General features: G+C 60.1%; 26 protein-coding genes. 20 read left to right on the top strand and 6 right to left on the bottom strand.

Translation table 11 applies throughout. From position 1 onward, the window contains the following. The first annotated feature begins 457 nt into the window (after nucleotides 1–457). The 3 genes from tnpA (at nucleotide 458) to F560_RS0102040 (ending at nucleotide 1,958) form a co-directional block, all read left to right on the top strand. A complete protein-coding gene (gene tnpA / locus F560_RS0102050) occupies nucleotides 458–688 on the top strand; it encodes an IS66 family insertion sequence element accessory protein TnpA (protein ID WP_019004040.1) in 231 nt (76 codons plus the stop codon). A gap of 2 nt (nucleotides 689–690) precedes the next feature. After that, nucleotides 691–1,623: a manganese-dependent inorganic pyrophosphatase gene (locus tag F560_RS0102045; protein WP_019004039.1), complete on the top strand. Its 933-nt coding sequence runs from the start codon at nucleotides 691–693 to the stop codon at nucleotides 1,621–1,623. Between the two features lie 89 nt (nucleotides 1,624–1,712). Then, the gene (locus tag F560_RS0102040) at nucleotides 1,713–1,958 is read left to right on the top strand and encodes a cold-inducible protein YdjO-related protein (protein ID WP_051088285.1); all 246 of its coding nucleotides are present in this window, start codon (nucleotides 1,713–1,715) and stop codon (nucleotides 1,956–1,958) included. 114 nt (nucleotides 1,959–2,072) lie between these two features. Here the strand turns inward: F560_RS0102040 and F560_RS0102035 are convergent, their stop codons facing one another. The 3 genes from F560_RS0102035 to F560_RS0102025 all read right to left on the bottom strand — a co-directional run bounded on the left by F560_RS0102035 (nucleotide 2,073) and on the right by F560_RS0102025 (nucleotide 4,611). After that, nucleotides 2,073–2,747 carry a TetR/AcrR family transcriptional regulator gene (locus tag F560_RS0102035; RefSeq protein WP_019004037.1) on the bottom strand — a complete coding sequence of 225 codons (675 nt, stop codon included), beginning with the start codon at nucleotides 2,745–2,747 and terminating at the stop codon, nucleotides 2,073–2,075. A gap of 80 nt (nucleotides 2,748–2,827) precedes the next feature. After that, nucleotides 2,828–3,853, bottom strand: coding sequence for an ABC transporter permease (locus F560_RS0102030; protein WP_019004036.1), 1,026 nt, complete (start codon nucleotides 3,851–3,853; stop codon nucleotides 2,828–2,830). Further along, nucleotides 3,850–4,611 (bottom strand): ABC transporter ATP-binding protein, encoded by a 762-nt coding sequence (locus F560_RS0102025; RefSeq protein ID WP_019004035.1) that lies wholly within the window; start codon nucleotides 4,609–4,611, stop codon nucleotides 3,850–3,852. Before F560_RS0102025 ends, F560_RS0102030 begins: the two co-directional genes overlap by 4 nt. Nucleotides 4,612–4,776: 165 nt before the next feature. On the opposite strand from F560_RS0102025, the gene F560_RS0102020 reads away from it, so the two are divergent. The 9 genes from F560_RS0102020 to F560_RS0101980 all read left to right on the top strand — a co-directional run bounded on the left by F560_RS0102020 (nucleotide 4,777) and on the right by F560_RS0101980 (nucleotide 12,820). Continuing rightward, nucleotides 4,777–5,142: an ArsR/SmtB family transcription factor gene (locus tag F560_RS0102020; protein WP_019004034.1), complete on the top strand. Its 366-nt coding sequence runs from the start codon at nucleotides 4,777–4,779 to the stop codon at nucleotides 5,140–5,142. 180 nt (nucleotides 5,143–5,322) lie between these two features. Then, nucleotides 5,323–5,799: a nickel-responsive transcriptional regulator NikR gene (gene nikR / locus F560_RS0102015; protein WP_019004033.1), complete on the top strand. Its 477-nt coding sequence runs from the start codon at nucleotides 5,323–5,325 to the stop codon at nucleotides 5,797–5,799. A 201-nt stretch (nucleotides 5,800–6,000) separates the two neighbouring features. Beyond that, nucleotides 6,001–7,608: an ABC transporter substrate-binding protein gene (locus F560_RS0102010; protein ID WP_019004032.1), complete on the top strand. Its 1,608-nt coding sequence runs from the start codon at nucleotides 6,001–6,003 to the stop codon at nucleotides 7,606–7,608. Between the two features lie 18 nt (nucleotides 7,609–7,626). Then, nucleotides 7,627–8,616, top strand: coding sequence for an ABC transporter permease (locus tag F560_RS0102005; RefSeq protein ID WP_019004031.1), 990 nt, complete (start codon nucleotides 7,627–7,629; stop codon nucleotides 8,614–8,616). Continuing rightward, nucleotides 8,617–9,480: an ABC transporter permease gene (locus tag F560_RS0102000; protein WP_019004030.1), complete on the top strand. Its 864-nt coding sequence runs from the start codon at nucleotides 8,617–8,619 to the stop codon at nucleotides 9,478–9,480. A 90-nt stretch (nucleotides 9,481–9,570) separates the two neighbouring features. Then, the gene (locus F560_RS0101995; protein ID WP_019004029.1) at nucleotides 9,571–10,494 is read left to right on the top strand and encodes an ABC transporter ATP-binding protein; all 924 of its coding nucleotides are present in this window, start codon (nucleotides 9,571–9,573) and stop codon (nucleotides 10,492–10,494) included. Further along, nucleotides 10,484–11,095, top strand: coding sequence for an ABC transporter ATP-binding protein (locus tag F560_RS0101990; RefSeq protein ID WP_019004028.1), 612 nt, complete (start codon nucleotides 10,484–10,486; stop codon nucleotides 11,093–11,095). Before F560_RS0101995 ends, F560_RS0101990 begins: the two co-directional genes overlap by 11 nt. A 124-nt stretch (nucleotides 11,096–11,219) precedes the next feature. Then, nucleotides 11,220–12,485: a D-alanyl-D-alanine carboxypeptidase family protein gene (locus F560_RS0101985; protein ID WP_019004027.1), complete on the top strand. Its 1,266-nt coding sequence runs from the start codon at nucleotides 11,220–11,222 to the stop codon at nucleotides 12,483–12,485. 35 nt (nucleotides 12,486–12,520) lie between these two features. Continuing rightward, a complete protein-coding gene (locus tag F560_RS0101980; protein WP_156828858.1) occupies nucleotides 12,521–12,820 on the top strand; it encodes a zinc ribbon domain-containing protein in 300 nt (99 codons plus the stop codon). Nucleotides 12,821–13,210: 390 nt separating this feature from the next. Here the strand turns inward: F560_RS0101980 and F560_RS0101975 are convergent, their stop codons facing one another. Further along, nucleotides 13,211–14,173, bottom strand: coding sequence for an S-layer homology domain-containing protein (locus tag F560_RS0101975; RefSeq protein WP_245554795.1), 963 nt, complete (start codon nucleotides 14,171–14,173; stop codon nucleotides 13,211–13,213). Between the two features lie 190 nt (nucleotides 14,174–14,363). After that, entirely contained in the window at nucleotides 14,364–15,734 is a 1,371-nt protein-coding gene (locus F560_RS0101970) for an MFS transporter (RefSeq protein ID WP_019004024.1), read from the bottom strand. A 133-nt stretch (nucleotides 15,735–15,867) separates the two neighbouring features. On the opposite strand from F560_RS0101970, the gene F560_RS0101965 reads away from it, so the two are divergent. Together F560_RS0101965 and F560_RS0101960 are read left to right on the top strand one after the other, a co-directional pair. Beyond that, nucleotides 15,868–16,194, top strand: coding sequence for an ArsR/SmtB family transcription factor (locus tag F560_RS0101965; protein ID WP_019004023.1), 327 nt, complete (start codon nucleotides 15,868–15,870; stop codon nucleotides 16,192–16,194). Between the two features lie 137 nt (nucleotides 16,195–16,331). Continuing rightward, on the top strand, nucleotides 16,332–17,759 hold the full coding sequence (locus F560_RS0101960; RefSeq protein WP_019004022.1) for an aldehyde dehydrogenase family protein: 1,428 nt from the start codon (nucleotides 16,332–16,334) through the stop codon (nucleotides 17,757–17,759). A gap of 111 nt (nucleotides 17,760–17,870) precedes the next feature. On the opposite strand, the gene F560_RS0101955 is transcribed toward F560_RS0101960, so the two are convergent. Then, nucleotides 17,871–18,089: a hypothetical protein gene (locus F560_RS0101955; protein ID WP_019004021.1), complete on the bottom strand. Its 219-nt coding sequence runs from the start codon at nucleotides 18,087–18,089 to the stop codon at nucleotides 17,871–17,873. A 272-nt stretch (nucleotides 18,090–18,361) separates the two neighbouring features. Between F560_RS0101955 and F560_RS0101950 the strand changes: the two genes are divergently transcribed. From F560_RS0101950 to mnhG, 6 genes are read left to right on the top strand one after another with little or no spacing between them, the layout of a single operon-like run. Beyond that, a complete protein-coding gene (locus F560_RS0101950) occupies nucleotides 18,362–21,241 on the top strand; it encodes a Na+/H+ antiporter subunit A (protein ID WP_019004020.1) in 2,880 nt (959 codons plus the stop codon). A gap of 2 nt (nucleotides 21,242–21,243) precedes the next feature. Continuing rightward, nucleotides 21,244–21,582, top strand: a complete 339-nt coding sequence (locus tag F560_RS0101945; protein WP_019004019.1) for a Na(+)/H(+) antiporter subunit C — start codon at nucleotides 21,244–21,246, stop codon at nucleotides 21,580–21,582. Further along, nucleotides 21,575–23,050 (top strand): Na+/H+ antiporter subunit D, encoded by a 1,476-nt coding sequence (locus tag F560_RS0101940; RefSeq protein WP_019004018.1) that lies wholly within the window; start codon nucleotides 21,575–21,577, stop codon nucleotides 23,048–23,050. The genes F560_RS0101945 and F560_RS0101940 overlap by 8 nt, the downstream gene beginning before the upstream one ends. Before the next feature lie 6 nt (nucleotides 23,051–23,056). Next, the gene (locus F560_RS0101935; RefSeq protein ID WP_019004017.1) at nucleotides 23,057–23,536 is read left to right on the top strand and encodes a Na+/H+ antiporter subunit E; all 480 of its coding nucleotides are present in this window, start codon (nucleotides 23,057–23,059) and stop codon (nucleotides 23,534–23,536) included. Then, the gene (locus tag F560_RS0101930; protein ID WP_019004016.1) at nucleotides 23,533–23,826 is read left to right on the top strand and encodes a Na(+)/H(+) antiporter subunit F1; all 294 of its coding nucleotides are present in this window, start codon (nucleotides 23,533–23,535) and stop codon (nucleotides 23,824–23,826) included. Before F560_RS0101935 ends, F560_RS0101930 begins: the two co-directional genes overlap by 4 nt. After that, complete coding sequence (mnhG, locus tag F560_RS0101925) at nucleotides 23,810–24,211, top strand: monovalent cation/H(+) antiporter subunit G (protein WP_019004015.1); 402 nt, start codon at nucleotides 23,810–23,812, stop codon at nucleotides 24,209–24,211. The genes F560_RS0101930 and mnhG overlap by 17 nt, the downstream gene beginning before the upstream one ends. Nucleotides 24,212–24,687 lie beyond the last annotated feature (476 nt).

Below are 24,687 nucleotides of genomic sequence, written 5' to 3'. Positions count from 1 at the left end.
AGAGTAAATGTATACTGATAAAAAAGTAAGGCAAGGTGAGATACGTTTCGTATTCATGAATGGCATAGGTTCTGTTAAACAGTTTGACGATGGATCCTACTCAACCCCAATTAAAGAAGAGATTATTATAGATGTTCTGCGTGAATTAGCGCAAACGAGTAGGTAGGGGCGGATGGCCCCAGACCTCTCGCACTACCTAGCATGCGGGGTCGCACTAGGTGGTTCACCAACCTTAATGGACATCAATATATCGCTAGGTTAAACTCTTGAGCCCTCGGGATTGCCAATAGGCGATTCCGAGGGCTTGTGTAAATAGGGGGTGCGTTGTAGCGAACCCCTTTTCGCATAGCGATTTCGACGGACAGGAGCCGACTTGTAGGTTCCCTTAAGGTAAGCGTTAAAAAGGGATTGAAACCTGTGAGAAAATAAGACAACCAAACCGCAAGGAGGTTGCCTCATGACGGAAAAAGAACAGCTTCGGCAGCTATGGGCCACACGCGTTGCAGAGTACCGAAGCAGCGGCCTGTCCCTGAAAGCGTGGTGCGTTGCCCATGATTGCACCATCCATCCAGAACCCCAAAAAGGTGCCCACACTAGCTTGACTCAGACAACCGCCGGAAGGCGCTTGCTTGGCTACGCTAATCTGGGGTATACTTTTCTCGCCGAACAAACGTTAAAAGGAGTATGAAGATGGGGAAAGTTCTGATTTTCGGGCACAAAAATCCCGACACCGACACGATTTGCTCCGCGATCGCTTACGCCGATCTGAAGAAAAAGCTGGGCTTCGACGTCGAAGCGGTCCGCCTCGGGGCCGTGAACGCCGAAACGCAATTTGCGCTGGACAAGTTCCAGACGGCCGCTCCGCGTCTTGTGGAGACGGTTGCCGGCGAGACGAGCGAAGTCATTCTGGTCGACCATAACGAGCGCCAGCAGAGCGTTTCGGACATCGACCAAGTGCGCGTGGCGGAAGTCATCGACCACCACCGCATCGCGAACTTCGAGACGAGCGGTCCGCTTTACTACCGCGCCGAGCCGGTAGGCTGCACGGCCACCATCTTGAAGAAGCTGTACAAAGAGCATGATGTTGCCATCGAACGCAACATCGCCGGCCTCATGCTGTCCGCCATCATCTCGGATACGCTGCTGTTCAAATCGCCGACCTGCACGCCGCAAGACGTCGCGGCCGCCCGCGAGCTGGCGGAAATCGCAGGCGTAGATGCCGAAAGCTACGGTCTGGAGATGCTCAAAGCCGGAGCGAACTTGAGCGACAAGTCGATCGCCGAACTGATCTCGCTGGACTCCAAAGAATTCTCGATGGGCGGAGCCAAAGTCGAAATCGCGCAGGTCAATGCGGTCGATACGAACGATGTCCTGGCGCGCCAAGCGGAACTGGAAGACGCCCTGAACGGCATTATTGCCCAAAAGGGTCTGGATCTGTTCCTGTTCGTCGTTACCGACATCCTGAACAACGATTCGATCGGCGTCGCGCTGGGCAAAGCGGCCGGCAAAGTCGAAGAAGCGTACAACGTGAAGCTGGAAAACAACAGAGCTTATCTGAAGGGCGTCGTATCCCGCAAGTCGCAAATCGTACCCGTGCTTACGGAAGCTTTCTCTAAGCAATAAGGGCTTTGAAAGGCTTTAGCGGGCCGGCGGATCGTCGGCCCGCTTTTTGGCATGCAACCCGTACCGGAAGCGGCGCGGGTTTTTTGGCGATGCTTCAAAGACCCCGAACATGCAAGGAAGGATGGAAGTACCGATTGGCAGCAAGTGAAGACGCAAAAACGGCTTTGAAGCCGACGAGGATTTGGAAATGCAGAAATGCCGATTGCCGGGCGTGGGTAAGAGAAGAATTCGCCACCCCGAATCAGGCATGCCCGCTGTGCGGCGGTCCGATGCTGCGGAGCATGAAGCATTTGCCGCCGCTTCAGAACAAAGTGAAAGCGCGGGCAAAAAGCTAAAGCCGGGTCTGCGGCAAGTGCCGCCGGAAGCGCCGCTTCCGGCGGTTTTTTTGTCGGCATGCCGGACTTGCCGCGGCTTCCTTGCACCCGGCCCGGCCTTGTCCGACAACAAGATCAGGCCCGTCCGGAAGGAGCGAGCCCTTTCATGATAAATTCGATCGTCGCTTCGCGCTCCAGCTCGTCGTTCCACCGGCTGCCGCTCTGCTGGCCGATGAACGTCCGGGCGAGCACGTAGCCCATCACGACGGAGACGCAAAGGCGGACGATCGTTGCGACGGGGAGGTCGACGATCTGGCCCGCCGCCTTGAATTTGCTGACGATCGGATCGACGCGCGCCATCACCTGCTGCAGGACGATTTGCTGGAACTGCTCCCGCAGATCGGGATGAAACGGCAGCTCCTGGACGAGAATTTTGAACAACGACATGTTTTGTTCGAGGAATTCGATCCGGTTCTCGATCAGCGCCCGCAAAAATTGGTCGAAGCGTTCGTAGTCCGTCTTCAGCACGCCCCGGAACTCACGGAGCAAGAAAGGGGCGAGCATTTTGATCATGGCCGGCGTGGCGATCTTAAGCAGCAGATCCTTTTTCGTCTTGTAGTGGCGAAAGATCGTGCCCTCGGCCACTTTGGCTCGCTGCGCGATTTCGCTGGTGGACGATGCGGCGAAGCCTTTCTCCGCGAACACTTCGATCGCCGCTTTGACGATTCGTTTTTGTTTTTCCGTCATCCGATCCGATTCGAACGAAAGCTGCAGCAGTTCGTCCATCCACGGTTCGACTCGTGCGTCCATTTTTCGTTTCCACTCCCGACAGTTTCATGCATCTTAACGTTGGCCGTCAGCATGATCTTATCACATTCGGGCGCGTTTCATTAAATCGGACGCTGTTTTTTCAAGGCCAATACGTTCAGCAGCGCGAACGCCGCCGAGAAACCGAGCAGCACCAGCACATCCGCCCAAATGTCGCCGAGTCCTTCTCCCCGGATCATAATGCCCCTGAGCGCGTCGGCGCCGTAGTAAAGCGGCATGACATAGCTGACGTTTTGCAGCCAAGGCTCCATCGCGTCCAGATTGAACAGGCCCGAAAAGAAAAACTGCGGAACAATCACGACCGGGATGAACTGGATAATCTGAAACTCGTTGCCCGCAAAGGAGGACAGCAGCGTTCCCAGCGTGAGCGCCGTCATCGTCAGCAGCAAATTGACCAGCAGGACAAGCCAGATCGAGCCCTCCATATACAGCCCGAGCACGTCGACCGCAAACCAGGCGATCAAAGCCGCCTGCAGCAGCGCGAACAGTCCGAAACCGGACAAATAGCCGGCGACCAGCTCCGTGCGGCGGATCGGCGTCGCCAGCAGACGTTCCAGCGTCCCGGTCGTGCGCTCGCGAAGAAACGCGACCCCGGCGAGAAGGAAGACGAAGAAAAAGGAGAAAAAGCCGATCAGCACCGGTCCGAACGAGTCGAAGGAGGTCAAGCTTTCTTTTCCGTACATATACGATACGGCAGGCTGAACGCCGGCGCCGCCCGCGACGGATTGCACGGTTTGTTGAATGGCGAGAAGGGCGGCTTTGCTTACCGAAGGGTCGCTGCCTTCCAGCAGGATGGAAGGAACGCCGCCGCGAACGGAGACGATCGCATCCAGCTTGCCTTTTCGCATTTCCGCTTCCGCCTGCTCCGCCGTGTCGAAGGAGCGGACATCGGCGCCGGCCTGCTCCAGCCGTTCCGTTAGCGGAGCGGGCACCTGGACCGTGCCGATATGCGGCTTCACCGTCTGGCCGTTAAACACGAAATGCACGAGCGTCAGCACGAGCAGGGGCGCCGCAAACAGCAGAGCCAGCGTCCGCTTGTCGCGGATAAATTGACGGATAATGCGTACCGCCAGCGCGCGCGTTCTCATGTCCGATCGCCTCCTCCCAGCAAAATGAACGCTTCTTCGATCGTTTGGGCGCCGGCGCGGGCTTTCAGTTCGCCCGGACTGCCTACGGCGGTCAGCCGCCCGTCCCGGATCAGGCCGATCCGGTCGCAATGTTCCGCCTCGTCCATCACGTGCGTCGTCAAAATAATGGTGGTTCCGCTGTCGCGCCATCTGAGTAGCTCCTGCCAAATCGACCGGCGCAGCACGGGATCGATGCCGACCGTCGGCTCGTCGAGAACGAGCAGCTCGGGCTCGTGCAGCAGCGCGATGGCGAGCGACAGCCGCCGCTTCATGCCGCCGGAGAAAGCGGCCACCGGCTTTTCCAAGTGGTCGAGCAGATCGACGACGGCCGCCGCCGCTTGAATCCGCTCGCTGCGTTTGACGCCTTTAAGCCCGTATAAAGAAGCGAAAAACAGCAGATTCTCCTTTGCGGTCAATTCGTTGTACAAGGCATCGGACTGGGCCATATAGCCGAAGCGGCGAAACATGCTCAGCTTGGGCATCCGCTCGCCAAGCAGCTCTACCGTTCCGCCGTCGGCTTTGTCGATCCCCGTGATCAGCTTGATCAGCGTTGTTTTCCCGGAGCCGGACGGCCCTAGAAGGCCGAACAGCTCGCCACGGCCAACGCGGAGCGTCAAGCGGTCGAGCACGGTGCGGCGTCCGAATCGGCGGGTAACCTCGCGAAGTTCCGCAACGGCAGCGCGTTGGCCGTTTCCGGCTTCTGCGGCAATGAGGCTCATTGGACATCCCCCTCGAAAAAAGTGAGTAATCACTCATTTTTGTTGACGAGATTGATTATAAACGGATTTCCGATTTTGTAAAGGGAGTCGTCACGTTTTTCGATCGAAGCCAAAATTTGATATAATGCCGTTATTCGGCGTGTCAGAAGCGAGAGGTGAAAGCGATTGGAACAGACGAGTTTCGAAGATTGCGACCTTCCGTGCGGGGGAACGGAAACGGATTTGCAGCCCGTAAAACGGCAAATGCTGGACGAGTCTTCCGTGATCGAGCTGGCGGAATGGTTCAAAGCGTTAAGCGACCCGACGCGGCTTCGGCTGATCGACGCGTTGATGCAAAAGGAGCTGTGCGTACACGATTTGTCCGTCCTGCTGGAAATGAACCAGTCGGCCGTGTCGCATCAGTTGCGCTATCTGCGCAATATCCGGATGGTCAAACGAAGAAAAGTCGGCAAAACGGTTTTTTATTCGCTGGACGACGCGCATATCGAGGCGATGTTTCGCGCCACGCTGCAGCATTTGCGGCATAAATGAACGCGGCGCGGAGGCAGCCGCTCTTGCATGGGGCGATTTATGCGCTTCGGCAATAGCGGATCGCGCTGACCGGAACGGCGCGCTTGGCACGGGTTTGGCTTACCGCCGAAGGCGGCCTATGATACAATATCGGCGGTATGGAATATACATGACATTTCAGGGGAGCGGCAGGGGGCAAACATGGCGGAAAAGGAAGAATTGATCCGGTTCGGCGTATCGTTTCCGGCGCCGCTTATCGAGCAGTTTGACCGCTATATCGAGGAGCAGGGCTACACCAACCGGTCCGAGGCGATTCGGGATTTGGCGAGAAAGGCGATGCTGGAGCCTTCAAGGCTCCATTCCGACGAGCATGTCGCGGGCACGATCGTCATGGTGTACGACCACCATGTCAGCGAGCTGCCGCAGTTGCTTACGGAGCTGCAGCACCGTTTTCATCACAGCATTATTTCGACGATGCACGTTCATTTGAATCACGCGCAATGCCTGGAGGTCATTGTCGTCCGCGGCAGGCTTTCGGAGCTTCGCGCGCTTCACCAGCAGATTCAAGTGCAGAAAGGCGTTTTCTATGCCGAGCTGTCGGTCACGTACGCCGACGAACATGGCGGACATCGCCATGCCGGGCCGGAGGACGGCCATGACCGTCATCATGGAGAATGAGCCTCGATAACCAGCAGTCCCGACGAAAAACCGGAGCTTTGTCTCCGGTTTTTTTGGTTGGGTTCCAAAAAACGGGATGACAGCTTTTCTGTCATGTGCTACTATTTAATAAAATCGTAACACCGATTTCGGTCCGCAGGGGTCGATTTAGCGGGGCGTTGCCTAGCAGCGAAGAACAAAAGCGGAAATCGGAGGAGCAAAATGGGAAGCAAGCGAAGGTTGTCGTTGGTCTGGTTGGTTATGATTGCCGTTGTATCCGTTATGGCTGCGGGCTGCGGCTCGAAGGCCGGCACGCAGGGGGAAGCGAAAGCTGCCGACGAATTGACCGTGGCCGTCGGTTCGGAACCCGAAACCGGGTTCGACCCGATCGCGGGATGGGGACGGTACGGCTCGCCCTTGTTTCAGAGCACGCTGCTCAAGCGGGATGACGATTTGAACATCGTCAACGATTTGGCGACGGGCTACGAAGTCAGCGGCGACGGCCGAGTCTGGACGGTGAAGCTGCGCACGGACGCGAAGTTTACGGACGGGCATAAGGTGACGGCCGAGGACGTGAAATTCACGTTCGAGACGGCCGCGAAAAGCGGCACCGTCGTCGACCTGACCAATTTGCAAAGCGTGGAGGCGCGGGGCGGCGATACGGTGATTTTTACGTTGAAAAAACCGCAATCGACGTTCGTCGCCCTGCTCGCGACCATGGGCATCGTGCCGAAGCACGCTTACGGCAGCGATTACGCCGGCCATCCGGTCGGCTCCGGACCTTTCAAGCTCGTGCAGTGGGACAAAGGGCAGCAGGCGATCGTGGAGGCCAATCCGGATTATTACGGGGACAAGCCCTTTTTCAAAAAAATCACGTTTCTGTTTCTGAGCGAGGACGCTGCGTTCGCCGCCGCCCAATCCGGCCAAGTCGACGTCGCCTATATTCCGTCCGCCTTCAGCAAACGGAAGGTGGCGGGCATGCGGCTCGAAGACATTCACACCGTCGACAACCGCGGCATCGCGTTTCCTTACGTGCCTTCCGGAGGCACAACCGAAGAAGGATACCCGATCGGCAACGACGTCACGTCGGACATCGCCATCCGCAAGGCGATGAACTATGTGATCGACCGCAAGGCACTGGTCGAAGGCGTGCTGGAGGGGTACGGGTCCCCCGCCTATTCGCCCGTCGACGGGCTTCCGTGGTGGAACGAGCAGACGGTCATCCGCGACGCGGATGTCGAAAAGGCGAAAAAAATATTGCGCGACGCCGGCTGGGCGGACCGCGACGGAGACGGCGTGGCGGAAAAAGGCGCGCTCAAGGCGGAATTCACGCTGCTGTATCCGTCGGGGGACGTGACCCGGCAATCGCTTGCGCTCGCGGCCGCGGACATGGCCAAGGCAGCGGGCATCCGGATCGACGTCGAAGGAAAAAGCTGGGACGAAATCAAGAAGCGAATGCACGCCGACGCCGTTCTGTTCGGCTTCGGCAGCCACGATCCGCTCGAAATGTACATGCTGTACAGCTCGGCATATCGCGGGGTCGATTACAATAACAGCGGCTATTACGCCAATCCTGCCGTGGACGCGTGGATGGACAAGGCCTTGTCGGCGAAAACGGAGGCGGAGGCGCTCGCGTATTGGAAAAAAGCCCAGTGGGACGGCCAAACCGGCGCCAGCGCGCTCGGGGATGCGCCGTGGGCATGGCTTGTCAACCTCGATCATTTGTATCTGGTCAAGGAGGGGCTCGACATCGGCAAGCAGCGCATTCAGCCGCACGGGCACGGATGGCCGGTGACCGACAACATTGCGGAGTGGAAATGGAAGGATTGACGGAAGAAGGGACCGGACATGCTGCGTAACTTGTGCGCTTTTGCAGGCTGGAAGGCGATTCGGCTTGTCCTGCTGCTCGCCGCGGTGAGCGTCATTTCGTTTATGCTGATCGAATGGTCGCCGATCGACCCTGTCCAGGCCTATATCGGCGCCGACATGCTGCGGGTAGGGCCGGAGCAGCGCGAAGCCATTGCGGCGTATTGGGGACTCGACCGGCCGCCGGCGGAACGGTTTTTCAAATGGGCCGCCGCTTTGCTGCAGGGCGATATGGGCACTTCGATGATCTACCGCCAGCCGGTCTCGCAGGTCATTGCGGAACGCTTCGCCGCTTCCGCCCTGCTGATGGCGGCCGCATGGCTCCTGTCCGGCCTCGTCGGGTTCGCCGCGGGCGTGATCGCCGCGGCGCGCCGCGGCCGCCTGATCGACCGGGCGGTGCAGTGGATCTGCTATACGCTCGCTTCCACGCCGCCGTTCTGGCTCGGGCTATTGCTGCTGATGACCTTCGCGGTCTGGCTGGGCTGGTTTCCGGTCGGGCTCAGCGTCCCCGCCGGGGTATTGGCGGACCAGGTGACGCTCGCCGACCGGATCCGGCACATGGCGCTGCCCGCGCTCACGCTGAGCGTCGCCGGCATCGCCCCGGTCGCGCTGCATACGCGGCAGAAGCTGATCGATGTGCTCTCCAGCGATTACGTGCTGTTCGCGAAAGCGCGGGGAGAGAAGGGAGCGGGGCTTCTGCTGCGGCACGGTCTGCGCAACATCGCGATACCGGCCGTTACGCTGCAGTTCGCTTCGTTCAGCGAACTGTTCGGCGGAGCCGTCTTGGCGGAGCAGGTGTTTTCGTATCCCGGTCTCGGACAGGCGACGGTGGAGGCGGGGCTGCGCGGGGATGTGCCGCTGCTGCTCGGCCTTGTGCTCTGCAGCGCCGTGTTCGTATTTGCGGGCAATACGATGGCGGATCTGATCGGCCGCATGATCGATCCGCGCATCCGGGAAGGCAAGGTGCTGTAGATGGAGCGTCATTACCGGCTGACCCGGCGTTTTATGCCCGGAAACCGTATGAACCGCAGGCAGCGTTCGGCCGTAACGGCCGTTCTGATCGCCGTCCTGCTGGCCGCCGTCTCGATCGGCGCCGCGCTTCTCGGCCAAGGCGGCCTGAATACGCATCTTGACATGCGGAACCTGCCGCCGTCGGCGATGCACCCTTTCGGGACCGATTGGCTGGGCAGGGATATGTTTACCCGCACGGTCAAAGGTCTTGCCCTCAGCGTGCGGGTCGGATTGGCGGCGGCATGCTTTAGCGCCGCGATTGCCGCCGCGGTCGGCCTGGCGTCCGCCGCGCTCGGCAAAACGGCGGACCGGCTGCTGTCCTGGCTGATCGATCTGTTTCTCAGCGTTCCCCATCTGGTCTCGCTGATTTTGATCGCGTTCGTGTGCGGCGGCGGCATGAAGGGCGTCATCGCCGGCGTTGCGCTGACGCATTGGCCGAGCCTCGCCAGAATCATTCGGGCGGAAGCGCTCCAGCTTCGCGCGGCCGATTACGCGCACGTCTCGAGGCGATTGGGCAAATCGCGCTGGTGGGTTGCGACCCGGCACTTTATGCCCCATATCGCGCCGCAGCTGCTCGTCGGCCTGCTGATGCTGTTTCCGCATGCGATTCTGCACGAGGCCGCGATTTCGTTTATCGGGCTTGGCCTGTCGCCGCATGAGCCCTCGATCGGCATCATTTTGTCCGAGGCGATGCGCTATTTGTCCGCGGGGTTGTGGTGGCTGGCCGTGTTTCCGGGGCTTGCGCTGCTCGTTGTCGTCCGTTCGTTCGACCGCCTGGGCGAGCATGTGCGGTGCCTGACCGATCCGAGGCATGCGAGGGAATAGCGGAGCGTCGAATCCCGTCCTTTAACGTTCAAGCGCCGGGAGAGGATCGGGAGAGGACAAAGGGCGGATTTGTAAAGGGAGGTGTGCGGTATGCCGCTGCTGGAAGTAAACAACCTGTCGGTCGCGTTCGCCCGGTATGCGGGCGGATTTCAGCGCCGGATGGAGCAGGCGATTGTCGGCCTGGACCTGTCGGTCGAAGCGGGAGAGATCGTCGCCGTCATCGGCTCGAGCGGCTCCGGCAAAAGCTTGCTGGCGCACGCCGTGCTGGGCATACTTCCCGGCCATGCGCAGGTGACGGGAACGATTCAATATGACGGTGAGCCGCTGAACGAACGGCGGATCGCGGCTTTGCGCGGGAACGAAATCGTCCTTGTGCCGCAATCGGTGAGCTTTCTGGACCCGCTGCAGCGGGTGGGGGCGCAGGTGCGCACGACCGCCCGCGGAACCGATCCGACGGCGACGGTCCGTTCGGTGTTTAAGCGGCTGCGGCTGGCCGAAGCGGTCGGACGGTTGTTTCCGTTCCAATTGTCCGGAGGGATGGCCCGCCGGGTGCTGGTGTCGACGGCGGCTGTGTCGGCGGCGAGGCTGATCGTCGCGGACGAACCGACGCCGGGCATGCAAGCGGAGGATGTAAACGAAACGTTGAGCATGCTTCGCGAGATGGCGGACAAAGGCAGCGGCGTGCTGCTCATTACGCACGATATCGAGGCGGCGCTGCGCGTTGCGGACAAGGTCGCCGTTTTCTATGCCGGGACGACGGTCGAACTTGCGAAAGCCGCGGACTTTGCGGGCGACGGCTCGAATTTGCGCCATCCGTACAGCAGAGCGCTGTGGCAGGCGCTTCCGCGCAACGGCTTCAAGCCGCTGCCGGGAACGCAGCCTTCGCAGGACGAGCTGCCGTCCGGCTGTCTGTTTGCGCCGCGCTGCCCTTTCGCCACCGAAGCTTGCTCAGCCGAACGTCCCGCCATACGGGAAGTGCGCGGCGGATGGACGAGGTGTTTCCATGCTTCTTGAATGCCGAAATCTGGCCTATCGTTATCCGGGCGGCCCGTACGTTTTCCTCGGCGTCAGCCTGAGCGTCGCTTCCGGCGAAGCGGTCGGGCTGATCGGGCCGAGCGGCTGCGGGAAGACGACGCTGGGCCGCATTCTCGCCGGTTACGCCGCAGCCGCGGAAGGAACCGTCCTGCTGGACGGAAAGCCGATTCCGCCGAAGGGCTATCATCCGGTGCAGATGGTGTTCCAGCATCCGGAGAAGGCGGTTAATCCGCGCTGGCGCCTGCGCAGGACGCTGGCGGAAAGCCGGATGCCGGAGGCGGCCGAATTGCGGCGGCTCGGCATCGACGAGGCGTGGCTGGACCGCTGGCCGCATGAACTGTCCGCAGGCGAGCTGCAGCGAATCTGCATCGCGCGCGCGCTCGGCCCGCGTACCCGGTTCCTGATCGCCGACGAAATGACGGCGATGCTGGATGCGATTACGCAAGCCCGAATCTGGCATGCCGTCCTCGCCATAGCCAAAGAACGCGCCATCGGCATGCTCGTGATCACCCACGACCGGGCGCTCGCCGAGGCGGTTTGCGACCGCGTTGTGACATGGGACCGCTTATCGATCGGCTAACGCGGGAATTGCGCGAAGATGGGAACGGTTGCAAATTTTCTTTGCCGTCGGCTGCGCAATCGGTTACGATAGAGGATATACGGTTCGGGCATTCGGACAAGCAAAGGGGAAGAGAACACGGTTTATGCGGTTATGGTCAATCATCTTTGCTGCGTTGGTATTGCTGTTGACATTCCCGATCGATCAGGAAAGGCTTCTCGCTTCTGCGGCAAGCGCGGCGGCGGAACGGCAGGCGGAGGAGACGGCCGGGCAGAACGGCCGGGAACCGGTGCCGGAGCCGGCGAACATCGCCTCGGAATCCGCGATTCTGATCGACCAGGAATCCGGGCTCGTGCTTTTCGCGAAGAATGCGTTTGCACGCATGTATCCTGCCAGCATTACCAAAATCGTCACCGCGATCGTCGCGATTGAAACCTCCGAGTTGGACGAAACGGTGACCGTTTCCAAGGAAGCGAGAAACGAAGACGGAACCCGCGTTTACTTGTCCGAAGGCGAGCAAAAAACGATGGAGCAGATGCTGTACGCCATGATGCTCAATTCCGGAAACGACGCGGCGACGGCGATCGCCGAGCATATCGACGGCTCCAAGGCGCTGTTCGCCGAGCGGATGAACGAATTCGTCCGCGACGTCGTCGGGGTTCACGATTCCAACTTCGTCAACCCGTCCGGCCTTCCCGACGAGAATCATTACACGACCGCTTACGACATGGCCCAGATCGCCCGCTACGCGATGCGGAACGAAACGTTCCGCACCATCGTCTCGACGGTTCGGATGCCCTGGGACGGATTGGAATGGAAATCCACTCTTATCAATCATAACCGGTTGCTCACCAGCTATGAAGGCGCCACGGGGATCAAGAACGGCTATACGAGGGCAGCCGGCAACACGCTGGCCTCCTCGGCGACCCGGGGGGACAAAAGCCTGATCGGAGTCGTGCTGAAGGCGCCCAGCAGCAATCAGGCTTATAAGGATATGACGGCGCTTTTCGACTACGGTTTTGCGGCCTTTCAATCGAACACGCTGTTTGCCAAGGGGGAAACTTATACCGAAGAGGAAGGCGATACGACGCGGGAGTGGGTCGCGCAGCAGCCGATCCGCGTTCTGGCGCGCAGCGGCGACCAGCCGCACATGAGCGTAGACTCGCAGGGACAAGTCATGGTCGAGAACGATTTCGGCCCGCAGAAGGTCGGGCAGCTCGAACCGGTCAAGACGCAGGTTCATGCCATGCGGAGTGAGGAAGCCGCCGCCATGCCGGAGACGGAGAAGGAAGCGGCGACGTCCAGCCCCTATGCGATATGGATGCCGGCTGCGGGGATCGTTGTCGCAGCGGCAGCCGTATGGGCGGCGGCCAAGAGGCGTAAACGGAATCGGGATACGTCGGATTTTTAATGCTTTCCGCAAGTGCGGAAAAGGGGGCGGCGCCGTTGGGGTTCGTGATTGGACTTACCATTTGGTTGATTGGGGCGTTGATCTTTTTCTTTATCCTGTATCTGGTCATCCAGACAGCCGTCGACAACTCCGAATTGGCGCAAACGCTGCGAAATATCGAGCGGTTATTGGCAGCAAGGCCGGCCTCGCCGGAACGGCCGCTTCCCGAACGGGGGGCGCTTCCGCAAGAGGACGGCGAGCAGCAGGAGGTGTGCCCCGGGTGTGGCGCTCACGCCGGCATTTCGGCCGAAATCTGTCCGGCCTGCGGCCTGCGATTGGGCGGGACTGCCGACTGAAGCTTCGAACGCAAAAGCGTCCTCGCCTTAGGGAAGGCGGGGACGCTTTTTTGGCGGATGCCGGCTTTGTCGTGGCTCAAGACAACGGGTACTGGCACTTGCCTAGGGCATAACTTAATGGATGCTGACATTTGCCGTGGACACAACTCAGCGGATGCTGCCGTTTGCCGCGGCACAAGCCAGCAAATGTGGAGTCTTCCCATGGACGCAGCCAGCGGGAGCGGACACAGGATCCGCTAATTCGCCTTTTTCGCTCCCAATCGGTTTCCATGCGGACCGTGGAGCCGTTATTTCCTTCAAATCACGCCTGGACGGCGTCGTTTCGATGGAATAACGGAACCTGTGTCTACATTGCCTGCTGATTAGCCGTTTTATGACAGAATAGCGGCATTACGGTCCGTTCGGTCCGATCGCCTCCGTGCTTCCGGACGGGGACGATACCGGATCGTCGGGCAGAACGGGCTTGAACTTGGCGTCCACATACGTAACCGCGCTTACTTCGGTCACGACTTGCGGATACATTTGGTCGGGATCCGGCCAAACCGGCTCGGCGTAGATGACCGCCTGATCGCCGGCGAACCGGATGGACGCGATCCGAAGGCCGTATCCGGGATGCGGCGCCGTCGCCTTGACCGTAACTTCGGTCACGCGCTCGTTAACGGCTTTCGTCTCCAGCTTGAAACCGGTCAGCGGGCTGATGTTTTCTTCCGGCGCCGGATCGACCGGCGGCGTCTTCCGGACGAATTCCATCGCGTTGTACAGCCATTCGGCCGCTTCGCCCCGCGTAATATACGCCTTCGGATTAAAGTTTCCTTTTTTGTCGAGCGAGGCGATCTTCGTAATCAGCAGTTTTTGAATGCTGTTCATGTACCGGGTTTCGACTTTGTCCTCGTCGCCGATCAGAATGAATTGTTCCGTGTACGCATGCGCCCCGTTCGCCTCGATGCCGAGGAACAGATGGTGGGCGAACTGCTCGCGCGTCATCCATTGGCCGGGCTTGACGTCCCGGGGAATGTCCAATCCGTTGGCGTTGGCGGCGACAAAGGCTTTCGAATACCAGGCGTCGTTCTTCACGTACGTGAAATAGTCGCTTGCGAGCGGCTCTTTGACAAACGAGAACTTGGCGAGGCTGATGTTCAGCCCCTTGACGATCATGGAAATCCCCGCTGCATACGACAGTTTGCCGTTCGGCTCGAACTTGTCCTTGCCGATTCCGCTGATAATCCCTTTCTCCTTCAATGCATGGATCTTGCCGGCATGCTTGGACGCTTGCGTATCCGAAAAGGCGAAGGCGGACGGAGTCAAGGTCAGCAAGAGCAGCGCCGACAGCAGCCAGACAACACTTTTTTTCATCATCATCGCACTCCTTTACACTAGCATTTTTCCATGCATCTCTCTAACGAACCAGCCCTGAAATAGGTTGCGGCAAAAAGGTTTTCGAGGAAAAAATTTCGGCGGCAATCTCCGGCAACCGTCTCCGGCGACCATCTCCTGTGGCCATGCGGCCATACGTGCGTGCGAGCGCCGTTCCCCGGACTTGGTGTTACGCCCGAACGCGGCCGGACTTCCGGTACAGCCAGGAGCAGATCACGGACAGAAGGCCGATCCCCGCAAGGGCCCAGAAGAGAAGCTCATACGTGCTCGAAAGCGGAAGCCGCTCGCGCGCGGCCAGAATGCTGCCGCTGACGGCAGCGATGAACGCGCCGCTGAAAAACTGCGTGAGCTGAAACAGCCCCATGCCGGCGCCTACGTTTTCCTCGGGCAGCACCTGCGACAATTCGTTCGATACGCTGGCGTTCAGGGCGGAAAAGCCGACGATCATGAGCATGTAAATGAACATGACGGCGTAATACGAGCGCTCGGCGTACAGGGCGAACAGCACGCCCGATGCGGCCAGGGGCCATGGAGCCAGCCGCAGCAGGTGGCGATTGCCGAAACGGTCGATGATTTTGCCGATTTGATTCGACAGGAGCATCGAGACGAACGCGCCCGGAAACACGACCAGGCCGGACTGCCCCGGCGTCAAACCGTACAGATGCGCGAGCAGCTGGGGCAGGAGAAACAGCAGGGCGAAGTTGTTGACGTACGCGACGACGCCCAGCGTGCTGAGCAGAAGATAGCGCCGGTTGCGAAACAGCGCCGGCTGGATGAACGGATCCTTCGCGCGGCGAATCCGCAGTCCGAACAGGAACAGCCCGACAATGCCGGCGGCCAGCGCCCAATAGCTGCGGTTCGTCAGGAAAAGCAGCAGGCCCGTCGATCCGGCGCCGATCAGAACCGCACCCGGCCAATCGAACGCGCCTTTGCCGAAAGGCTCGTCGGGCAGCAGACGAAACACGGCCGGAAGCAGCAGCAGGCAACAGCAAGTGACCAGAAACAGGTCGTGCCAGCCCCAATATTGCGTGATCGCTCCGCCGATGACGGGGCCCAGCCCGAGGCCGAGCGACGCCGCGGACGAAATGAGCGCCATCGCTTTGCCGCGCCGGGACAGCGGGACGTACCGGGAGATGAGTACGATAGCCAGGCTCAGGACGGAGCCGGCTCCCGCAGCCTGGACAATACGGGCGCAAAGCAGCAAAATAAAGATATGGCTGAAAAAGCCCAGCACCGATGCGCCGCCCAGACACATCAGGCCGATGGCGAGCAGAAGCCGGATCGGCACCCTATCGGACAATCGGCTGTAGGTAATGGACGAGATCGCAAAGACGATGGAATATCCGGTCACGATCCATGATGCGGCCGCGGGCGATAGTTCGAATTGCCGGGTGACGACCGGCAGGGCCAGATTGAACATCATCGTATTCATGATGACGAGCACGAGAATGGCGCCAAGAAGCGGAATCACCCATCCTTCCCGCAGGACGGATGGATCGCCGCAGGCCGGCTTGCAAGGGGCTAACGTTTCGTTTGACATAGCGTTCTCCTTTGAAGATGAATAAAGATGGAAAATAAAACCTTCGAAAGTTCTAAGATCATCGAACATTAAAAATATAACACGATGTATGATACAATTCAATCAGGAGACCGGAGCGGGAGGAGGTAGAACGTTGAAGATTTTGTACCATCCGAAAAAGGAAGACATCCATCTGACGGCCGTGCTGGCGGCGCTAAGCGATCCGATCCGCATTCGCCTCGTGCTCGACATCGCCAAGAGCGGAGAACGCCCTTGCGGGACGTTCGAGCAGCCGGTCGCCAAATCGACGATGTCCCATCATGTGCGCACGCTGCGGGAAGCGGGCGTATTGAATGTCCGCGTACAGGGCACGCAGCATCTCCTGTCGCTCAGGTCGGAAGATTTGGAGGAGCGCTTCCCCGGAGTGCTTTCGTCCATCTTGAAAGCAGCCGAAGCGTTGGAGAGAGAGGCGCCGCGTTAGATCAAGGGGCGGGAAGGGGCAGGATCGCCCGCGTCGGTTCCGGCCCGAGCCGCCGCGCCGGATGACGATTGGCGTTGTGCGCGGTAGGCCTAACACGATCGGCCTAACATGAATCATGGGAAAGAAGGCGGAAAGAGATGCTCAAAAAACAGTTGTGGATCGGCGGAGAATGGGTTCCGTCCCGGGAGTATGCGGTGGTCAAATCGCCGTATTCCCTTGAGCCCGTCGCGGAAGTGGCGCAGGCCGGCGAGGAGGAGACGGAAGCGGCGATTGCCGCGGCGCAGCGGGCGTTTGGGGAGATGGCCGCGATGCCGGCCCATGAGCGCGGCGCGATCCTCGAGAGGGTCGCCGGGCTGATGGCCGCCCGCAAGGAGGAACTGGCCGGGCTTCTCGTCCGGGAGGCCGCCAAGCCGCTGAAAACCGCCCGCGGCGAAATCGACCGCACGATCCAGACGTACAAATTCGCGGCGCAGGAAGCGCGGCGCATTCACGGCGAGACCGTTCCGCTCGACGCGGCGCCCGGCGGCGAAGGGCGCGTCGCCTTTACCGTCCGCAAGCCGCTCGGCGTCGTAGCCGCGATTACGCCGTTCAACTTTCCGTTTAATCTGGTGGCTCACAAGGTCGGCCCGGCCATCGCGGCCGGCAATACGGTCGTACTCAAGCCGGCGGGACAAACGCCGCTGTCCGCGCTCGCGGTCGCGGAGCTGTTTCGGGAGGCGGGCCTGCCTGCGGGAGCGCTGAACGTCGTGCCGGGCAAAGGCTCGGTCGTCGGCGAGATGCTGGTGCGCGATCCGCGCGTGAAGGCCGTTTCGTTTACGGGCAGCCCGGAGGTGGGCATCGCGCTCAGGAGCAAGGCGGGCTTAAAGCGCGTAACCCTCGAGCTCGGCTCGAATTCCGCGCTGATTATCGACGATACGGCGCCGCTGACCGACGAACTGATCGCCCGGTGCGTGCAGGGGGCTTTCGGGTTCAGCGGGCAGGTCTGCATCTCCATTCAGCGCATTTACGTGCATGAATCGAAATACGAGGACTTTCTGAACAAGTTCACGCGGGCCGCCGGGAAATTGGTCGTCGGTGATCCGGCGGACGAGCGCACGGATTTATCTGCTCTTATTCACCCGAAGGAAGTGCAGCGGATGGAGCGCTGGGTCGCCTCGGCCAAAGCGCGCGGAGCGTCCGTCGCGCTGGGCGGCCACGCGGTTTCGGACACCGTGTATGCGCCGACCGTTCTGACGGGCGTGCCGAAGGACGAGGCCGTCTCTTGCCAGGAAGTGTTCGGGCCGATCGTCTGCGTCGCGCCGTTCGCAACGCTGGAAGAAGCGATCGCCAATGTGAACGACTCGCGCTACGGTCTGCAGGCGGGAATTTATACGCAAAATCTTTCCGCCGCGATGAAGGCCGCCGACCGGATCGAAGCGGGCGGGGTCATGATCAACGATTTCCCGACGTTCCGGGTCGACCATATGCCGTACGGCGGCGTAAAGGAAAGCGGGATCGGCCGGGAGGGCGTCCGGTACGCGATCGAAGAGCTGACGGAGCTGAAGCTGATCTCCATCAAGCTGTAATCGGCGGAACGGTGCTCGGCATGCGGCCGAAGACGGCTTCGGGCGCAGACCTCCGCACGGCGCGGTTCGCAGGCCGCGCTCGCCTTGATGCGCCCGTTTCGGCGCAGACGTTTACGGGCCGTCTGCGGACCATCCGACGATGCGGACATATTCCCGCGGGCCGAACGGCTCGCCGCCATCGGGCGCCGGGCTCGGCGGCACCGAGCGGATCGTGTACAAGCCTTCGGTCGAAGGCGAAGGCCGCTCCTGCATCCGCCCGTTCAGCTGCCAGCCGATCAGCAGCAGCAAGAGAAAAAGGCAGACGCAGACAAGCGCTTTGCGTTTGAGCATTTGAGGATCACTCCCGGCTTTTGTTGTTCAAGTGATCCCCATTCGCGGCCTCGCGCATACGCAAGGCGCTTCCCGGACTGCTGCTTTACAACCTTGCGTGAAGAAGATATACTAATAGACAATATCATATGGTGATTTTTAGGAGGAGCCTGTCAACAGCGGGTTCCTTTTATATTTTTTGAGCCTGCGCAGGTGAGGCGGTGAATGAAGCTTATCGTTGGACAATTGGCTAAACTAATGGGATGAAGAATGACGGATAAGGAGGATACGGTTTGTCCTTGCTGCATGTTGCGATCATCGTTCCCTTTCTTTGGGCGGTTTTGACGCCTCTTCTGTCCGGGCTGCTGCGCCGCGCGCATACCGGCTGGCTCGTCCTGCCCGTGCCGGCCGTTCTGTTCGTTTGGTTTCTGTTGCGCATCCCCGAGATCACGCAAGGGAAGGCGCTCCGCTCTTCGGTCGAATGGATGCCGTCGCTCGGCATCGATTTTACGGCCTGCATGGACGGACTGGGCCTGCTGTTTGCGCTGCTCATCACCGGCATCGGAACGCTCGTCGTCCTGTACTCGATTTTCTATCTGGATAAAAGCAAAGAGTCGCTTCGTCATTTTTACGTCTATTTGTTGCTGTTCATGGGCGCGATGCTCGGCGTCGTCCTGTCCGACAACCTGATGGTGCTGTACGGCTTCTGGGAATTGACCAGCGTCTCGTCGTTTCTGCTTATCGCGTTTTGGCATACAAGGGACAAATCGCGGTACGGCGCCCAGAAGTCGCTGCTCATTACCGTGTTCGGGGGGCTGGCGATGTTCGCGGGCTTCCTGCTGCTTTACGCCATGACCGGCACGTTCAGCATCCGCGAAACGATCGCGCAAGCGCACGACATTGCCGGCCAAACGCTGTTCGTTCCGGCGATGCTGCTGATTTTGCTGGGCGCGTTCACCAAGTCGGCGCAGTTCCCGTTCCACATCTGGCTGCCGGACGCGATGGAAGCGCCGACGCCGGTCAGCGCCTATCTGCACTCGGCCACGATGGTGAAGGCGGGCATCTATCTGGTCGCGCGCTTAAGTCCCGTTTTTGCCGGTCAGGCGGAATGGTTCTGGATCGTGTCGGGCTTCGGTCTGGCGACGCTTGTCTACGGATCGGCAACCGCCATTCGGCAGACGGACTTGAAAGCGATGCTGGCCTATTCGACGATCAGCCAACTGGGCCTTGTCATGAGCTTGCTCGGACTCGGCTCCGCATCCGCTTTTTTTGCCGGCGCCGGCGATTCGCTGCTGTATGCGAAGGCGACGGCCGCGGCCGTTTTCCATCTGATCAACCACGCCGTATTCAAAGGCGCTCTGTTTATGGCCGTCGGGATTGTCGACCACGAGACGGGCACCCGGGATTTGCGCCGGTTGGGCGGTCTTATGCGCCTGATGCCGATCACGTTCACGGTCGCGCTGATCGGAACGTTCTCGATGGCGGGGCTGCCGCCGTTTAGCGGATTTTTGAGCAAGGAAATGTTTTTTACGGCGATGCTGAACGTTCAGCGGCTTGACCTGTGGAGCCTTCGCTCGTGGGGCGTCGTGTTCCCCGCGGTTGCCTGGGCCGCCAGCGTGTTTACGTTCGTTTACAGCATGATCGTGCTGCTGCGGACGTTTGCGGGCAAGCTGCAGTCCGACAAGCTGGGGCGAAAGCCGCACGAAGCGCCGCTCGGGATGCTGATTCCTCCGGTCGTGCTGGCTTCCTGCGCCGTCGTGTTCGGCCTGTTTCCGAACCTGCTAACCTACTCGCTGCTGGAGCCGGCGATGGCGGCGATTCTTCCGGATCTGCTAGCGCAAGGCGAACGCTTTCACGTGTCGATCCGTCTCTGGCACGGATGGACGCCGGAAGTCTTCATGACGATCGGCGTTGTCCTTGCGGGAGCGGCGCTGTACAAGCTGTACGGCCGCCTGAACGTGCTGCAGCGCCCGAAGACGGGCGGCTTGTGGCTGAACCGCCTGTACGACGGGGGGCTCGGCGCGGCGGAGACATTCGCCTATCGGCTGACCGCCCGCTATATGACGGGTTCCGTCCGTCATTATTTGATTTATATTTTCGTTTTCTTTGGCGTGGCGCTCGGAGCGGCGTTGCTGCTGTCCAACGGCATTCGCTTCGATACGTCCCGCTATGCTCCCGTCTCGTTCTACGAGGCGGCGGCCGCTCTGTTCATGACGGCGGCGGCGGTCGCGGTTCCGTTTGCGAATTCGCGGCTGACGGCGATTATTTTGACCGGCGCGGTCGGCTATATGGTCACCCTGTTTTTTATCTTGTTCCGGGCTCCGGACCTTGCGCTCACGCAAATCATTGTCGAAACGGTTTCGGTCGCGCTGTTTCTGCTTTGCTTCTATCATCTTCCGAAGTGGAAAAAGGAAACGGCCCGGCCGCGCTTCAAGCTGTTCAATTTTCTCGTCGCGGCCGGCGCGGGGGCGATCGTCACGCTTATCGCGCTCGGAGCGAGCAGCGGCGGCGCGTTCGAGTCGATCTCGCATTATTACGTGGAGGAGAGCTACCGGCTTGCGGGGGGCAAAAATATCGTCAACGTCATTCTGGTCGACTTCAGGGGCTTCGATACGATGCTGGAAATCACCGTGCTGGGCATCGCCTCGCTCGGCATTTACGCGCTCGTCAAGCTGAGGCTCGACCCCCCGCTCCCGCGGAAGCCGGCGGAAGCGAAGCGGACGAACGGGGAAAGGGTTGGCGGAACGCTTGCCAGAAGCAACGATGTACTGCTGAAGACGATTTCCCGCGCCGTCGTGTTCATCATGATCACGTTTGCGCTCTATTTGTTTTTTGCCGGCCACAACCATCCCGGCGGCGGATTTATCGGCGCGCTGATGACCGCGTCCGCGCTTCTGCTGCTGGCGATCGCTTTCGGCACAAGCGCGTTCCGCGGCATCGTCCCGGTCGATTTCCGCAAGCTGACGGCGGCCGGGCTGGCCGTCGCCTTTCTGACCGGCATCGGCTCCTTCGCGTTCGGAGCGCCGTTTCTAAGCCATGCGTTCGGCCATTTTCACCTGCCGATTCTGGGAGATACGGAACTCGCTACGGCGGTGCTGTTCGACCTCGGCGTCTATCTGTCCGTTGTCGGCGTAGCGATGACGATTCTGCTTACGATAGGGAGGGATAGCTGAGCATGGAAGGGTTGATGTCGCTGTGCATCGGTATTTTGTTCGCCGTCGGCGTTTATTTGATTTTGTCCAAAAGCTTGCTGAGAATCATATTGGGCACTTCGCTTTTGACTCACAGCGTGCATCTGCTGCTGATGACGATGGCCGGGCTCAAGACGGGCGCGGCGCCGCTGCTAGGGGAAAAGGCGAAGGCGGTTGTCGATCCGCTGCCGCAGGCGCTGATTTTGACCTCGATCGTCATCAGCTTCGGGGTGACGGCGTTCTTTTTCGTGCTGGCCTACAGGGCTTATCAGACGCTCGGCACCGACGATGTGGAAGAGCTCAGGGGGGATGAGGATGAATAATCTGCTTGTCTTGCCGCTGCTCATTCCCCTCTGCACGGCTGTCGCGCTCATCTTTCTGAAAGAAAAAATCGCGGCGCAGCGCCTCGTCAGCGCCGCCGGCGCGCTGGCCAATCTCGCCGTCTGCTGCCTGATCGTGCACCAGGTCCGGGAACGGGGTATCCAAACGCTGCATATGGGCGGCTGGGCTCCGCCTTACGGCATCGTGTTCGTCGCGGACATGCTCGCCGCGCTGCTCGTGCTGACGACGGCGGTTGCGGGCCTGGCCTGCCTCGTGTACGCGTTTCGCAGCATCGGCGAGAGCCGGGAACGAAACTATTTTTATCCGTCTTTTCAGTTTCTGCTCTCCGGCGTGTACGGCTCGTTTCTGACCGGGGATATCTTCAACCTGTTCGTATGCTTCGAGGTGCTGCTGATCGCTTCGTACGCCTTGATCGCGCTGGGCGGAACGAAGCGCCAACTGCGGGAATCGCTGAAATATTTGCTGATCAATATCGTCTCGTCGACGTTGTTCGTCGCCGCCGTCGCCTATTTGTACGCCGCCGTCGGCACTCTGAACATGGCGCATCTGGCGGAGCGGGTGGCCGAAGCCGGACAGGGAGGCATGCTGAACGTCATCGCGGTGCTGTTTCTGATCGTCTTTTCGCTGAAGGCCGGGCTGTTTCTGTTTTACTGGCTGCCGGGCTCGTACGCGGCGCCGCCGTACGCCGTGCGCGCGGTGTTCGGCGCGCTGCTCACCAAGGTGGGGTTGTACGCGATCATCCGCATCTTCACGCTCGTGTTTGTCCACGATCCGCTCATCTCGCATTCGCTGATCGGTTGGATGGCGGCCGCGACGATGATCCTGGGCAGCATCGGCGCCGTCGCCTATTCAGATATGAGCCGCATTCTCAACTATAATGTCGTCATCGCGGTCGGCTTCATCGCTTTCGGGATCTCGATCGCCACAAGCGATGCGTTAAACGGCGTCGTCTTTTACCTGATGCACGATATGATCGCCAAAGCGCTCCTGTTTCTGCTCGGGGGCTTGATCGCGGCGGCGGCCGGCACTGACCGGCTGCAGGAGATGGGAGGTTTGATCCGGCAGTACCCGCTGATCGGCTGGATGTTCTTCGTGCTGGCGCTGGCGCTCGTCGGCGTTCCGCCGCTCAGCGGCTTTGCCGGCAAGGTGATGATCATCCGCAGCGGCTTTGCCGAAGGAGCTTACGCACTTGCCGCCATCGGTCTCGCCTCCAGCTTCGCCGTGCTGTATTCCTTGATCAAGGTGTTCCGGCATGCGTTCTGGGGAATCGAGCGGGGACCGAAACGGGAAATCGCCGGTTTGCGCGGACAAATGGCCGCGGCGGCCGGTCTGTTTGTCCTCATGGTCGCCATGGGCCTCGGTTCGGAGTGGGTCTATTCGTTCGTCTCGCAAGCCGGCGAAGTGCTGATGCAGCCGGAAATCTATATCCGCGCCGTACTGGGGAGGTGACCGGCCGTGGCGATGCAACTATTGCTGAACTTGATCCTCGCGTTCGTATGGATGCTGCTGCACGACGACGGCTCGGCGTCCCGTTTTATCGCCGGATACGTGCTGGGAGCCGCCATCCTCTTCGCGCTGCGGCGGTTTTGGCCGGGAGGCTTTTATCTGACCAAGCTGTGGGCGGTCGTCAAGTTGCTTGCGCTGTTTGCGCGGGAGCTTGTCGCCTCGAGCTTCGCCGTCGTTCGGGCGGTCTTGTCCCCGAAGCTGGACATTCGCCCCGGCATCTTCGCCTACAAGACGGAGCTTTCCTCCGACTGGGAAGTGACCGTGCTGTCCTGCCTGATCTGCCTGACGCCCGGCACGCTGACGCTGGACGTGTCCCCGGACGGGCAAACGCTGTACATCCATGCGATGGATATCCAGGATGCGGACGAGCTGTCGCGGCAAATCAGGGGGACGTTCGAAAAGGCCATCATGGAGGTGACCCGGCCATGATCGATCATCTGCTGACGGCTTCCCTGGCCGTTTTGTCGCTGGCCGTTCTCGGATGCCTGTACCGCTTGCTGAAAGGCCCGTCGATGGCCGACCGCATCGCTTCGCTCGATGCGATCGGCATCAACCTGCTGGCCGTCGTCGCGGTGCTGTGCCTGCTCTTTCGGACGCAGGCGTATATCGATACGATTCTGGTGATCGGCATTTTGACGTTTATCGGCACGACGGCCTTTGCCCGGTATATCGAAAGAGGGGTGGTCCTGGAAGATGGAGACGATGAGCAAGCTCGGTGAGCTGTCGATTGCGCTGCTGATTTTGATCGGGGCCCTGTTTTGCGCGCTCAGCGCGTTCGGGCTCATCCGTCTGCCCGACGTCTACTTGCGGTCGCATGCCGCGACCAAGAGCGCGACGCTCGGGGTGCTGTGCGTGCTCGCCGGGGTCTTTCTGTACTTTATGTTTTTTCTGGATCAGGTGAGCGTGAAGCTGCTGCTCGGCATCGCCTTCGTGTTTGTCACTTCGCCGATCGCCGGGCATTTGAACGGCCGCGCCGCTTATCGGCAGGGGGTTCCCCTGTGGGACAAAAGCGTGCGGGACGACCTTCAAAGCGCCTTGACGGAGGAGACCCAAACGGGAACGCAGACCCTCCGTCCTCCCCCAAATGAACCGGAATCGAAATGAGGGCAGAGGCTGTTTCAAAAGGCAAATCATCTGCTATAGAGGCGTTTAGAGGCAGAACGTTTAGAGGCAAAACGGTCAGCGGCATGAATCCGTTAAACCAACCGAATCGGGATCGTGCGGAGGGGATGTCGGCTCCATCCCATTTCGGGTTTGGCCGCTGGCCGCCTCCTTGAGCAGAGGATGGGCAAGCGAAAGCCGCCCGGCCGTCAGGTTTGCTTTCGGCAAGTCTGGCGGATCAGCTTCCTCCTAGTCGATTGGCTGGATAGCGTTGGTCCATGGAATATTGAATGTGCCTCGGAAGCCACTTCCATTTATGAGGAATTGGCTTCTTTTTGTTTGTCCCATTGAAGAGGAGGATCCCTCAGCCCCGCGAGACCGGCGCGCCGGACCGGATGCCGGATTGAATTGCTATTTAGGCACTTCCATCGTGTGCGTGCGCGAAAACGGGCTGAGCAGTTGCTATTTTAGCAACTGCA

Source organism: Cohnella laeviribosi DSM 21336 (assembly GCF_000378425.1).
Lineage (GTDB): Bacteria > Bacillota > Bacilli > Paenibacillales > Paenibacillaceae > Cohnella > Cohnella laeviribosi.
Note: the sequence above shows the minus strand (reverse complement) of the source record. Positions and strands in the feature narration are given on the sequence as shown.

Coding starts and splice junctions, on each gene's coding strand:
- F560_RS0102010 (WP_019004032.1), top strand. CDS start 6,001: ATGGGAAGCAAGCGAAGGTTGTCGTTGGTCTGGTTGGTTATGATTGCC.
- F560_RS0101960 (WP_019004022.1), top strand. CDS start 16,332: ATGCTCAAAAAACAGTTGTGGATCGGCGGAGAATGGGTTCCGTCCCGG.
- F560_RS0102005 (WP_019004031.1), top strand. CDS start 7,627: ATGCTGCGTAACTTGTGCGCTTTTGCAGGCTGGAAGGCGATTCGGCTT.
- F560_RS0101955 (WP_019004021.1), bottom strand. CDS start 18,089: ATGCTCAAACGCAAAGCGCTTGTCTGCGTCTGCCTTTTTCTCTTGCTG.
- F560_RS0102045 (WP_019004039.1), top strand. CDS start 691: ATGGGGAAAGTTCTGATTTTCGGGCACAAAAATCCCGACACCGACACG.
- F560_RS0102025 (WP_019004035.1), bottom strand. CDS start 4,611: ATGAGCCTCATTGCCGCAGAAGCCGGAAACGGCCAACGCGCTGCCGTT.
- F560_RS0101995 (WP_019004029.1), top strand. CDS start 9,571: ATGCCGCTGCTGGAAGTAAACAACCTGTCGGTCGCGTTCGCCCGGTAT.
- F560_RS0102035 (WP_019004037.1), bottom strand. CDS start 2,747: ATGGACGCACGAGTCGAACCGTGGATGGACGAACTGCTGCAGCTTTCG.
- F560_RS0102040 (WP_051088285.1), top strand. CDS start 1,713: ATGCTTCAAAGACCCCGAACATGCAAGGAAGGATGGAAGTACCGATTG.
- tnpA (WP_019004040.1), top strand. CDS start 458: ATGACGGAAAAAGAACAGCTTCGGCAGCTATGGGCCACACGCGTTGCA.
- mnhG (WP_019004015.1), top strand. CDS start 23,810: ATGAGCAAGCTCGGTGAGCTGTCGATTGCGCTGCTGATTTTGATCGGG.
- F560_RS0101975 (WP_245554795.1), bottom strand. CDS start 14,173: ATGAAAAAAAGTGTTGTCTGGCTGCTGTCGGCGCTGCTCTTGCTGACC.
- F560_RS0101945 (WP_019004019.1), top strand. CDS start 21,244: ATGGAAGGGTTGATGTCGCTGTGCATCGGTATTTTGTTCGCCGTCGGC.
- F560_RS0101940 (WP_019004018.1), top strand. CDS start 21,575: ATGAATAATCTGCTTGTCTTGCCGCTGCTCATTCCCCTCTGCACGGCT.
- F560_RS0102000 (WP_019004030.1), top strand. CDS start 8,617: ATGGAGCGTCATTACCGGCTGACCCGGCGTTTTATGCCCGGAAACCGT.
- F560_RS0101990 (WP_019004028.1), top strand. CDS start 10,484: ATGCTTCTTGAATGCCGAAATCTGGCCTATCGTTATCCGGGCGGCCCG.
- F560_RS0101985 (WP_019004027.1), top strand. CDS start 11,220: ATGCGGTTATGGTCAATCATCTTTGCTGCGTTGGTATTGCTGTTGACA.
- F560_RS0101930 (WP_019004016.1), top strand. CDS start 23,533: ATGATCGATCATCTGCTGACGGCTTCCCTGGCCGTTTTGTCGCTGGCC.
- nikR (WP_019004033.1), top strand. CDS start 5,323: ATGGCGGAAAAGGAAGAATTGATCCGGTTCGGCGTATCGTTTCCGGCG.
- F560_RS0102030 (WP_019004036.1), bottom strand. CDS start 3,853: ATGAGAACGCGCGCGCTGGCGGTACGCATTATCCGTCAATTTATCCGC.
- F560_RS0101970 (WP_019004024.1), bottom strand. CDS start 15,734: ATGTCAAACGAAACGTTAGCCCCTTGCAAGCCGGCCTGCGGCGATCCA.